At 48.7% G+C, this 12,198-nt stretch carries 10 protein-coding genes; 5 read left to right on the forward strand and 5 right to left on the reverse strand.

Going from position 1 to position 12,198, the window contains the following annotated elements:
* Positions 1–79 precede the first annotated feature (79 nt).
* Positions 80–1,933 (forward strand): beta-glucoside-specific PTS transporter subunit IIABC, encoded by a 1,854-nt coding sequence (locus tag MKX59_RS06405; protein WP_340858990.1) that lies wholly within the window; start codon positions 80–82, stop codon positions 1,931–1,933.
* A gap of 82 nt (positions 1,934–2,015) precedes the next feature.
* Here MKX59_RS06405 and MKX59_RS06410 read toward each other — a convergent pair whose 3' ends face one another.
* The 4 genes from MKX59_RS06410 to MKX59_RS06425 all read right to left on the reverse strand — a co-directional run bounded on the left by MKX59_RS06410 (position 2,016) and on the right by MKX59_RS06425 (position 7,235).
* Positions 2,016–3,110 (reverse strand): glycosyltransferase family 4 protein, encoded by a 1,095-nt coding sequence (locus MKX59_RS06410; RefSeq protein WP_076159726.1) that lies wholly within the window; start codon positions 3,108–3,110, stop codon positions 2,016–2,018.
* 51 nt (positions 3,111–3,161) lie between these two features.
* Positions 3,162–4,256, reverse strand: a complete 1,095-nt coding sequence (locus MKX59_RS06415) for a tetratricopeptide repeat-containing glycosyltransferase (protein WP_340857817.1) — start codon at positions 4,254–4,256, stop codon at positions 3,162–3,164.
* A gap of 55 nt (positions 4,257–4,311) precedes the next feature.
* Entirely contained in the window at positions 4,312–5,403 is a 1,092-nt protein-coding gene (locus tag MKX59_RS06420; RefSeq protein ID WP_053326014.1) for a glycosyltransferase, read from the reverse strand.
* A gap of 191 nt (positions 5,404–5,594) precedes the next feature.
* Positions 5,595–7,235 carry an NTTRR-F1 domain gene (locus MKX59_RS06425; protein WP_340857818.1) on the reverse strand — a complete coding sequence of 547 codons (1,641 nt, stop codon included), beginning with the start codon at positions 7,233–7,235 and terminating at the stop codon, positions 5,595–5,597.
* 437 nt (positions 7,236–7,672) lie between these two features.
* Between MKX59_RS06425 and MKX59_RS06430 the strand changes: the two genes are divergently transcribed.
* From MKX59_RS06430 to MKX59_RS06445, 4 genes are read left to right on the forward strand one after another with little or no spacing between them, the layout of a single operon-like run.
* Complete coding sequence (locus MKX59_RS06430; protein ID WP_340857819.1) at positions 7,673–8,788, forward strand: ABC transporter ATP-binding protein; 1,116 nt, start codon at positions 7,673–7,675, stop codon at positions 8,786–8,788.
* Entirely contained in the window at positions 8,785–9,507 is a 723-nt protein-coding gene (locus MKX59_RS06435; RefSeq protein WP_028541495.1) for an ABC transporter permease, read from the forward strand. Before MKX59_RS06430 ends, MKX59_RS06435 begins: the two co-directional genes overlap by 4 nt.
* A 5-nt stretch (positions 9,508–9,512) precedes the next feature.
* On the forward strand, positions 9,513–10,904 hold the full coding sequence (locus tag MKX59_RS06440) for a GldG family protein (protein ID WP_023990074.1): 1,392 nt from the start codon (positions 9,513–9,515) through the stop codon (positions 10,902–10,904).
* Positions 10,901–11,839: a DUF4340 domain-containing protein gene (locus tag MKX59_RS06445; RefSeq protein WP_340857821.1), complete on the forward strand. Its 939-nt coding sequence runs from the start codon at positions 10,901–10,903 to the stop codon at positions 11,837–11,839. The genes MKX59_RS06440 and MKX59_RS06445 overlap by 4 nt, the downstream gene beginning before the upstream one ends.
* Positions 11,840–11,913: 74 nt before the next feature.
* On the opposite strand, the gene MKX59_RS06450 is transcribed toward MKX59_RS06445, so the two are convergent.
* On the reverse strand, positions 11,914–12,117 hold the full coding sequence (locus MKX59_RS06450; protein WP_023990072.1) for a hypothetical protein: 204 nt from the start codon (positions 12,115–12,117) through the stop codon (positions 11,914–11,916).
* Between the last annotated feature and the right edge of the window lie 81 nt (positions 12,118–12,198).

A 12,198-nucleotide genomic window follows, 5' to 3' on the forward strand; every position in this document is an offset into this window, starting at 1 on the left:
CCGTAATTGTCGCAGTTATAGCACATCCAGCTACTACGGATAGAAAAATAGAAAGCGCATCCAAGAAGGAGTGAACATGATGGATCATAAAAAAACAGCCAAAGAAGTATTAAGTGCCGTGGGCGGAAATGAAAATGTGAACAGTGTCATTCACTGTGTCACTCGATTGAGATTTAAACTGAAGGATAATCTATTGCCAGATAAAGAAAAGATCAAGCAGATTGACGGTGTCATTACCGTTGTGGAAAGTGGTGGCCAATTTCAGGTGGTCATCGGAAATGAGGTTCCCAAAGTATACGAAGCTCTTTTGGATACAATGGGAGTAAAGCATGGAGATCAAATGGTTGAAGACGATCAAAAAAATGAAAAAGCGAGCCTATTTAGCCGCTTTGTCGATGTAATTTCAGGTGTGTTCATGCCCGTTGTGGGTGTGCTCGCTGCTGTAGGGATTCTAAAAGGACTATTGGCTTTATGCACATCCCTGGGCTGGATGACTGATCAGATGGGCACGTATAAAATTTTATATGCGACAGCAGATGCTATGTTTTATTTCTTTCCGGTTATTCTAGGGTTTTCAGCAGGTAAAAAATTTGGAGGAAACCCGTATCTGTCTGCAGTTTTGGGAGCAGCGATGGTGTACCCGACCATTACTTCCGCCTTTACGGATAAAACGGCGCTGTCCTTTTTGACCATACCTGTCGTTCTGATTAATTATACTTCTTCTGTTATACCGATCATTATTGGAGCGTTCTTGGCAGCTAAGGTCGAAAAAATGATAAGTAAGTATGCACCTGCCTCCATTAAAATGTTCATAGTGCCTTTTCTGACTTTGGTCATCATATCACCGCTTGTTTTTCTGGTTGTCGGTCCGATAGCAACTATAATCAGCGATGGGTTAGCCAAAGGCTCTATGTGGATTTATCAGTTAAGTCCGGCTGTAGCTGGCCTCGTTCTGGCCGGGTTCTGGCAGGGCATCATTATCTTCGGTCTGCATTGGGCATTCATTCCAATTCTCCTGAATAATGTAGTTACGAATGGGTTTGATCCGATTAACGGTATGCTCTTCTGTACGACTTTTGCGCAAACAGGTGCGGCATTTGCCATCGCTTTGAAATCACGGGACCCTAAATTAAAACCCATTGCCACTTCTGCCACAATTGCGGGTTTGATGGGGGTTACTGAACCAGCTATTTACGGGGTTACGCTACCCGCCAAAAAACCGTTTATTTTAGCCTCGATCGCTGGAGGTATAGGAGGAGCTGCAGCAGGCTTACTCGGCTCAACGGCATATGGATTTGCTTCGGGCGGCATTTTTGGTATCCCTCTATTCATTAATCCAAAAGGCATGGATGCAGGCTTCATCGGCTTTATCATATCTTTGGTTGTAGCTTTTGTAGTTGCATTTATTCTGACCTATCTTTTCGGTTATAAAAATGCAAAACCTGCGTCTGAAATTAAGGTTGCAGATGAAAACAAAGAGGAAGAAAAGACGGTATTCAGTCCTCTACACGGTGAATTAATTCGTTTAACCGAAGTAAAAGATGAAGCTTTTTCCAGTGGTGCGATGGGCCAGGGGGCCGCAATTATTCCGAAAGAAGGAGTAGCCTATGCGCCGTTTAACGGAACTGTTGTTACCGTTTTCAAAACAAAGCATGCCATCGGGCTTATTTCTGAGGATGGAGTTGAACTGCTCATTCACATTGGAATTAATACGGTCAGCTTGAAAGGAAAACATTTCACTTCCTTTGTGTCTGAAGGGGATACGATTCAAAAAGGGGACAAGCTGGTTGAATTCGATCCCAAAGCTATAGAGGATGAAGGATATGATATTACCACATCCGTCATTGTAATCAATACAGCTGTGTACACGGATATCTTAGTTGAAGATTCCAAGGATATTCATGTAGGAGACCGCTTACTAAAGATTAGATAGATTCCAATATTCAAGAATAAAAGGCAAATTAAAGCTGACGATGGCCCGTATATAAAAAGGGTTGTCGTCAGCTGTTTTTTAGTTACCTCACACCCAGCGTGTTCATCATCTGCCGGAAGGAGCGCACATATTTGTCTGGTGCCAACAGGTTAACGATTCGCTCCAGCCCTTTTCTGCGGATAGATTCGCGTTGAGGTACGTTGTTCATCAGGTCTAGTCCTTGCAGTATCGCCTGCAAGATGTCTCCCTGCTGATAAAATTTACCGGTTTCGTTGTGGTCAATGAATGCTCGTACTCCGTCTGAATCAGAGCTTAATACCGGGCAACGACAGGCCATCGCCTCAGCAACCGCATAGCCGAAGCCCTCCACCAGCGAGGTCGATAGCAGGTAGCCGCCTGAGTCGCCAATCATGGAGTAATACAGGGGCATTTTGGCATGAGGCACGCTTTTAAAGCGCTCGATAATTGAGGACATGCCAAGCTGAGCAAGCATGTTCTCGAATTGTATTTTATCCTCCGGCTGAGACAAGGTGTCATCATAAAACATCCAGATTCGAAGATCCGCACGGTTTTGCAGCATCCAGTAAGAAATGTCGACAAAATGCCTCCAGTTCTTGTTGGGCTCCAATCGCCCAACCCAGGCAATAATCGGATTGGTTGGAGGAGTGTTAGATACATAATTAAATACGCTGGTATCCAGTACGTTTGGAAACACGTAGCGATTAAGCCATGGACACATGCTGGAGAATAAATTCACTAAATGAGTCGTATCTGGCAGGAGCACCGCATCGGCGTACTTTTGAAGATATGGAGCCGCATCCGCGACTACCCATGCCGCTTCCTCGTGTGGGCCAAAGCCTTGCGATTCATAGATTAATACCCCCTGATAGCCCAACATTCGCAGTCTGGGGAGCATGGGATAGTCCGAAGAGACGATAATTGCATCATAGCGATGAGCCTCCACCAGTTTTCGAATTTCTTCTTCAGAAGAGGTCATGAACACTGGAATATCGCCGTGTAGGTTTTGCATCCCCGTCCCCTGCTGATAATAGAGAAGGTGACACTCAATCCCGTCCTGCATGAGCACTTTACAGCGTTGGCGGTTCAAGGTTTCCACACCGCCGCTGGGTATATAAAAAGTAAATAGAACTTTGATCTCAATAACCTCCTTTGCCAAACGCAAGCTCCTATACCAAGTTATTCAACCCACAGGACGGGGTGTGGGTTTCTATGGAAGCCTGGATTGAATCAGCGCATAATTATGGCTAAGGCGAGGGTCTTCCGGGGAGTGCTCTGTTGCTTCTCTCGCAAATTCACAAGCTTTGTGTAAAAGACCTAACTCGTAGCAAGCGAGGGCACCAAGATCATACAGTGTGGCGTCCCAGCAAAAATCCTCTTGCATGTACGTATCCGGTCGTGTTGAAATACGTAACGCTTCTTCAACCATATGATAGACAGCGGACCAGTTCCGTGTATGATAGGCCAGCTGAGCCATTTCCGTGTAAGGTTCACGTAAATACGGTGCTTCCGCAATAGCCCGGTATAACCAACGTGTTGCCTCCTGCCATTGTTCACTTGCTTTATAGGCTCTAGAAATAAAGCGCATCGAAGCGCTGCGTTCATCTGCCCAGCGTGCCTGCGGCATGGCAAGATGTTGTTGCAGTGTAGCAATGCACTCGTCCCAACGGCCATGATACATATATTCCCGCCCCAAGTAATGCATGTTGCGGTCATCCTCAGGAAACTCGCGCACAGACTGCTCCAGCAGTGGAAGGTATTGGTTGCGGGACTTGTGCGGATCGGGATCATGATACAAGCGTAGCTGGTCGGATCGGATGCTGCGTTCTTCACCCTTCCCGATATATTCAAGCACCTCGTGAACCGGGCGTACCCAGCGGTAACCGTGACGAGTGTGTATTTTTTCTTTCCAGAACCATGTATAAACGGTATCTTGCCCAGGCTGTCCATGTGTAAAGGCATATAGCATCCGGGTAGTTCCTTCCCTCCAGTTGCGTTCCAGCCGCGACCGCCAACCTTCCTCCCAGACTTCGTCCAGATCCGTACAGACACAAATATCTATATCGTCAGGGACCAGCCGTAGGGACTCATTGCGAGCCTTGTCAAAACGCCAAGGAGTTACCTGGATACGATGCACCTCTGCACCCGCTTCGCGTAGCAGAGAAACGGTATCGTCTGTAGAGCCGGTGTCCGCTACAATGACAACATCGGCTTCACGCATGCTGTGCATCCATCGTTTGGCGAATCGGGCTTCATTTTTGCTAATGGCATAGACAGCTATCTTGTACCGATTCGATTGATGCATTCCGCTTGCTCCTCCTTTGACTTACTAAAAGATTGAGGGGGGTATGGGGGACACTTTATTGGGGAGGATTCAGGATTGAGCTGAAAAATTGTCGATTATGCAGGATATGCGGGTCGTTGGGAATATACGTGGCAGCTTGCTCGTTGTGCCAATTCGCACGTGTGTAATCCTTCAGCCGAAAATGGCAAATGCATAGCTGGATATGAGGAAACCACGTTTGGTACGCGTCCTGTACTGGGCCCATCGTGTCGGGAGGATTGAGAGTGGTAGCCATGTCGTACCAATAAATAGCTTTGGTGATCTCATTTTTATGCAAAAAATAATGACCTATCCGACAGCATAGATCTGCCCTGGGTGTATCGAAGGTCAAACTATGGAGAGCCGCGGTAATACTTTGCTCCAGCTTGCCCAGTTGTTGCAGGCAGTCAGCCATTTTGCTACATGCACTAATCGCGTCCTCTACCCAGCATTGTCCGGTATCCAGAAAATCCCGGTAAGTCTGCACGGCCTGCTCATATCTTTTATTGTCTCTTAACTCGTTAGCGTAATAGTAAAGGTCACGAGGAGAGAAGACATGACCTTGGGAGAGCAATTTCTCATAAATTCGCAGGTTTCGCCCTGGAGAGGCCGTGTGTGTTCTAGTGTGAGTTATGGCGATATCGGCATGTTGAATATTCCCGTCAACGGCGAGGTACTCATGCACGGCTCCATGCCAACGGAACCCGGCTGACCTTCGGATCAAGCGGTTTCGGCGAAAATGTAGGGTGACATTGCCATGATCATCAAAGCCATAATGATAATTCATAGACACGGAATCGACGGTTGGTACGGCTGAGGAATCAAGGGTTTGCTTCAGCTCAAGCAGCTTGACGGCATCCTGCTCCTTCAAAATATCATCGGCATCAAGCCAGAGAATGTACTCCTGCGTAGCTTGCTCAAACGAATAGTTACGTGCAAGGGCAAAATGATCTACCCATTCAAATGGAAAAATTCGATCTGTAAAGTTGCGACATATGTCAATGGTCCGATCCTGTGAACCTGTGTCCACGATATTGATCTCATCCACAATATGATGGACCGATTCCAGGCAACGGCCAATGGTATGTTGATCATTTTTGACGATCATGCACAGGCTGATACTGATCAATTGAGCATCACTCCTTTGGGAACCATTTAAGGATTCCGATCAAACATAAAGTTGGATTTAAAAGAGGTCTGATTTATAGAAGCCCTGCCGCAATCGCGGCAGGGCATGGATGACAAAGCCTTAACATGCTGTGCGGCTTTGTCGATAAGGTATGGTACATCGCTTAAAAATGATGTGACAGAAAAAGGAGGTTAGAGTCCGGTAGGCCCCGTAGGTCCAGTCGGCCCTGTAGGTCCGGTAGGTCCAATCGGTCCTTCTGGGCCTGTGTCTCCTGTTGGTCCAATCGGTCCAGTCGGCCCTGTAGGTCCAGTAACACCAGTGTCCCCCGTGGCGCCAGTAGGCCCGACAGGTCCGGTAACGCCAGTGTCGCCTGTAGCGCCAGTAGGCCCGATAGATCCGGTAACGCCAGTGTCCCCCGTGGCGCCAGTAGGTCCGACAGGTCCGGTAGCACCAGTGTCACCCGTAGCGCCAGTAGGTCCGACAGGTCCAGTAACACCAGTGTCGCCCGTAGCGCCTGTAGGTCCGACAGGTCCAGTAACACCAGTGTCACCCTTAGCGCCAGTAGGCCCAGCAGGTCCGGTAAATCCAAGGCCGAATGGTCCGGTAGGTCCAGTCGGCCCTGTAGGTCCCGTGTCGCCCGTAGGTCCGACAGGCCCAGTAGCGCCTGTGTCGCCAATAGGCCCGATCGGTCCGATTGGTCCAGCAGGTCCGGTAACACCAGTGTCCCCCGTGGCGCCTGTAGGTCCGACAGGTCCGGTAGCACCTGTGTCCCCCGTGGCTCCCGTAGGCCCGACAGGTCCGGTAACGCCAGTGTCGCCTGTAGCGCCAGTAGGCCCGATAGATCCGGTAACGCCAGTGTCCCCCGTGGCTCCCGTAGGTCCGACAGGTCCGGTAGCACCAGTGTCACCCGTAGCGCCTGTAGGTCCGACAGGTCCAGTAACACCAGTGTCGCCCGTAGCGCCTGTAGGTCCGACAGGTCCAGTAACACCAGTGTCACCCGTAGCGCCCGTAGGCCCGACAGGTCCGGTAGCACCTGTGTCACCCGTGGCACCAGTAGGTCCGACAGGGCCAGTAAATCCAAGGCCAAATGGTCCGGTAGGTCCAGTCGGCCCCGCAGGTCCGGTATCGCCCGTAGGCCCAATAGGTCCAGTAACACCAGTGTCCCCCGTGGCACCAGTAGGTCCGAAAGGTCCGGTAGCACCTGTGTCCCCCGTGGCTCCCGTAGGCCCGACAGGTCCGCCAATGCCCGTGGCGCCTGTGGCACCCGCAGGCCCCGTAGCACCTGTATTGCCACTAGCGCCTGTAGCGCCCGTAGGCCCGACAGGTCCGGCTGGTCCTACAGCTCCAGCTGCACTTGCTTTAACAAGAGCAATAGAATCAATGGCTACATCAGCAGTGTTAGCCAAGGCATTTTTACTAATAACCAAAAAGGCATAGGCTGCGTTGGCTGGAACAGGAGCTGTTACTTCATATAGGCTTTGCCATGTTCCATTCACAGCGTCTGGCAATGTGCCTGAGCTCAAATAGGTAGTTAGCCCCGTGCCAAGGAAGCTAAAGGCTGCGTCATAGTAATACAGAAATATGTTAACTTGAGGACTGGACAGGCTTCCTACTTTTGCAGCTGAAAGGCTTAATGTATAGCTTTCGCCTGGTGCAGCAAAAACGACCTGGGAAAGAGATGCATCTACTGCGCCTCCTGCCAGGATCGCACTATAAAAGTTTGTCTTTTTTACAGATAAGTTAGTGACAGTCACATTGACAGAGCTCCAAAAAAGGGTTGATCCGATCTCGAAGTCGCCGTTAGAAACTAGATTGGTAAACAATACACTCATCGCTTTTATACACTCCCTTCACACGTTGTAATGATAGTAGATGCGAATCCATATCCTAGCGAACCGTACAAGTTTCCGAGGGCAGATGTGTATTTTTGTGTTCACATTTCAGACACATTATTTTAAGCTTCTATTTAAGTGACGTTAAGCTGGAGTTATATGTGGGGGATTATCATTAGAATTTAAAAGTGTAGCATAAGGTGCGGGGAGACCGCTCCGCGAAGGCTTTGAGCTTCCGATCGCTGTTGCTGTAGGATTCTTCTTTGATTAGATAAGACATATAAAGGTAAGAATCCTACAGCAAAGGCGAATGCTGGCGCTTCTCCAGCTTCAAATCCTCCGCTTCGCTGCTACCCGCTACTCATGCAACATTTTAGGTGGGAGGGAAGTAGGGGAGCAGCAGGGAGAAGATTACGATAAAAGAAAGGGTGGAACATGTGCTCAAAGTGCAGCAGGTGAGCAAGTGGTATGAGGGCAACCGGGGGGTACATAAGCTGGATTTTGAAATGCAGCGCGGTGAAATTGTTGGTTTCCTGGGGCCGAATGGTGCGGGTAAAACGACGACGATGCGCATGATTACAGGGTATCTTCAACCCAACGAGGGAGTGATTACGATTGACGGTATCCCGATTCAGGATAAGGGCAGACAGGCCCGTTCCAAAATCGGTTATCTGCCGGAGACTCCCCCTTTGTATGAGGATATGTCCGTAAGATCCTATTTAAAGTTTGTAGCTAGTATTCGGGACGTGCCTGCGAGAGAGCAGAAGCTGCGTATTTCGGAGATGATTTCCAGGCTAGGACTGAATGGGCGGGAAAAACAATTAGTCCGCAGTTTGTCCAAAGGGTATAAACAGCGCTTGGGACTGGCAGGTGCGATTATTCATAACCCGGATTTATTGGTATTGGATGAACCAACCTCAGGTTTGGACCCCAATCAGATTTTGGAGATTCGTCAGCTCATTCAGGAGATTGGCGAAAATCATACGGTATTGCTAAGTACGCATATATTGCCTGAGGTGGATGCTTTGTGCAATCGTGTTCTCATCATCCATGAAGGGAAACTGGTCATGGATGGGCGCCCTGATGCGCTCGGCGGTTCGATGGAAGATGGATTCAAGGTGAAGGTGGAGGTCAGAGGGAAGCGTGAGCAGGTGCTGGATGTCCTGCGTACTTGGGGGAAAGTAGAGGTTGAATCTATGGCGACCACGCTGCCTCCAGCGAACACGGAGCTGACTGCCGCAGAGCCAGATATGACCGGATTGCTACTCACAGGAGACTCAGGTGAGGATTTTCGCGAAGAACTATTTTATGTGCTGTCTGATGCGAAGCTTCCAATTTTGGAGATGAAAAAAGAAAACCTTAGCTTGGAAAATATCTTCCAGCAGTTAACGACCCGCGAGACGGAAGAAGGTCAGGTCAGCGATCCAGCAGTACAAGACCTACATTCCTCGGAGAATGCAGCCCCTACGGCTATCACGGTGGAGCATGGAGATGCTGCGTCCGGCGACGATAAGGCTGAAGAAGATAAGGATACAGGAGGTAATCGGTCATGAGGCGTTTGTTCGCGGTCTGTCAAAAAGAGCTGCAAGCCTATCTGTGGACACCAACGACGTATTTTGCGCTTGCAGTGTACATGCTGCTGACGGGGTTACTTTTTTACACAAATTTTGTTATGTATCAGCCTAGCATTCTGGACTATCGGCTGGTACTCGGTGACACCTTGTCCATGCTGGTGTTCGTCGTCCCATTGCTCACGATGAGGCTGGTTGCGGAGGAATTCAGGCAAGGTACGGATGAACTGCTGCTTACCTCACCTGTGAGTGTGACGGAAATGATCGTAGGTAAATTTTTGGCGTCGCTGGGCATGTTGCTCATATTAGTGCTGTGCAGTCTAGCGTATCCGGTCGTGATGTCCTTTTATGGGAAGCTGGATTGGACGCTGGTATTAACATCTGTGATCGGTCTGTTCATGCTTGGCGCAGCCATGATGGCGATCGGCTTATTCGCTTCGACGCTTTCACAGCATCAGATGATGTCGGCGGTCGTCAGTTTTATTATTTTACTTGTGTTCTGGATGCTGGATTCGTTTGGTGGACAGACGGGTGCATCTGCGGCGGTACAGCAATGGCTGGAACCTTTTTCACTAACCGCACGGTTTGACAGTTTCACCAAAGGATTGCTGAATGGGGCCGATGTGATGTACTACGTGACGGTGGCGGTGCTCTTTTTGCTATTCAGTATCCAAGTGGTTGAACGGAAACGGTGGAGGTAATGAATATGAAAAAATGGCTGGGTCATACCAATAGTGTGGTACTATCGATTGCTGCTGTAGGGATTTTTATTTTATTGACGTTATTTCTGCGGTCGTTAGGTGGCTTTCAACTGGATCTGACGGCAGGCAAGCAGTATACGCTGTCTGACCAAACGTTGACGACCATCCAGGGTGTAAAGGAAGACGTACGGCTCATTGCTTTTACCGTATCCACTTCACAAAATCAGAAGCTGAACCGGGATGTTACGGATATGCTGAATGAATACGCCAAGCGTAACAACAAGCTCAAGGTCGAGCAATACGATCTGAATCAGGAACCGATACTGGCCAAGCAATATGGTGTTACTGCAGCGTCTATTGTGTTGGTGCAGGGGGAGAAGAAGCGGGTTATAGATATTGGGAGTCTATTTACGCAAGCTCAGGGGAGTGGCGAAGGGGCATACCAATTTACCGGGGAAGAAAAGCTGACTAGTGGACTGTTGGGATTATCATCTACCCGTCAAGGGAAAGTAGCCTTTCTAACTGGACATGAGGAAATCCCGTTGTCCCAAATGACTGAATTAAGTAGCTCACTGTCACAAGATAATGTGAAAACAGAGGAAGTTCAGCTCAATCAGGCGGGGAGCGTGCCCAAAGATGCGTCTGTATTGGCTATTGTCGGACCAGAACGTGATATCAGTGCAACGGAACTGAAGAGTATTCGTACGTATCTGAATGATGGCGGAAAGCTTTTTATGGCACTAGGCTTTCACCCGAACATGGGGTCCGATTGGAAAAACCTTGATGCATTAGCGGCTGATTATGGAGTGAAGGACACTCATGCCATCGTGGTGGATCAGGAACAGACGAATACACTTGGACCTCTATGGACGGTTCCTACCTTCGGCAGTCATGCGATCACCGACAAGTTGGCGGCTTCCAATCTGTACCCGGTTCTTTCACTGTCTATTGCTTTGCAGGCAGGAGAGCAGAAGGATTGGAAGACGACGCTTTTGATGAAATCTTCTGCAGCCAGCTATGGCGAAACGAATATCCAAGGGCTGCTGAACAACGAAACGCAGAAGGATGACAAGGACCCGCAGGGGCCGCTGAATCTCGGTTATGCGGTAGAAGGGAAAGACGGCAAGCCCAAAGCCGTTATTCTCGGAACGTCTGCCCTTTTAAGCGACACTGAGATCAACACAGGAGGCAATCGAGACTTTGTGCTGAACAGTCTGAATTATGTGCAGGAACATTCTGATGGGCTTACCATTCGTCCTCGTCAGGAGCAGGATTATAAGGTAGCTTACTTGACTCCTGCACAAGCAAAAACGATATTGACCATATCTGTCATCGGATTGCCGTTGCTATTCGCGGTCATCGGAATCTTATTATGGTGGAGGCGAAGAAGAGCATGAGAAAATGGATACCCACAGTGCTACTGTTAGTTGTATTGGGAGCGGGTATAATCTATGCAAAGAGCCAAAACTTCTTTCGTGAACAAGCGCCGGCGGCTCGCCAGCTGGTTCAGCTTACGCATGAGAATATTACGTCTTTCGCGATCACAGGAAAGGACGGCAAGTCGTTGGAACTTGAACAACATGATGGTCAATGGAGTATGAGCAAGCCACGGACTTACCCGCTAAACCAATATACAATAGACAATTGGCTAGCAGCGATTCAAAATGTAAAGTTGGGTGAAGTGGTGGAATCTTCCCCTACAGACGTAGCCAAATATGGGATCAGCGCTACCCATGATCAGATTGAGATTAAGACCAAGAAGGGCGACGTTCGTACCTTTGCCTTCGGTGAAACGTTGCCTTCCGGAGATGCTGTTTATGTATTATCAGACAAAAAAGAGATAGCTTCTGTACCTATAGATACACTTTCAGGGTTGTTGCTGGGTGCTGATGATTTTATAGATACAACGCCGTTCGATTGGGACGATACCAAGCTGAGCGGAATAGAGTGGGAAGGCCAAAATTCTTCATGGATGCTCAAATCCTCCGGTAACAGCGGAACCGGAGACAGTGCTTCCACATCTTGGACGCTGAACGGAAAGTCAGTAGCCAATGACACGGCGACTTCCCTCTCGCAGCAAATCAAAAACCTGGCTAGCAGTCAGGCCTTGCGCAAAGCCTCCGAGCTGAGCAAGCCTGTTCACCGCTTTACGCTGAGTATATCGCTGGGTAAGGATGATTCCCAGCTGGTCTATCAGGGCTGGACGCTTAACGATGATCCAGATACCGTATGGGTTGTGCCGCCACAAAGTAACTGGGCTTATGGTCTGTCAGTATCTGACGTGAACCGTACTGAACAGAATGGCCACGACCAAGCTCAGACTGGAAAATAATCATTAGAAATTAAATTAGCGCACAAAGAGGCTCCAACGGCGGATGATCGTCGTCTGGAGCTTCTTTGTGTTCGTTATTCGTCAGGTTTGCTGCTTTTGGAAGAAGAGCTGTTATTGTCGTTTAAATCTTGGATAACCTGAATCAGCTCATGAAGTGAGAGATCCAGCTTATCCAGCTTTTCTTCCATCGTGTGCAGGATGTGCCGCAACAAAATAAAACAAAGTCCAGCCGGAAAGCCTACGTTGGTAACCAGAGAAAGAGCATCATCCATTTGCAATGTATTCCCTCCTTTTTAGCCATATATAAAGGAAGGTAAATTAAAAGAACCATATACAACTGCATGTAAAAATAGTATAAT

The organism is Paenibacillus sp. FSL R7-0340 (assembly GCF_038002205.1).
Classification (GTDB): domain Bacteria; phylum Bacillota; class Bacilli; order Paenibacillales; family Paenibacillaceae; genus Paenibacillus; species Paenibacillus polymyxa_B.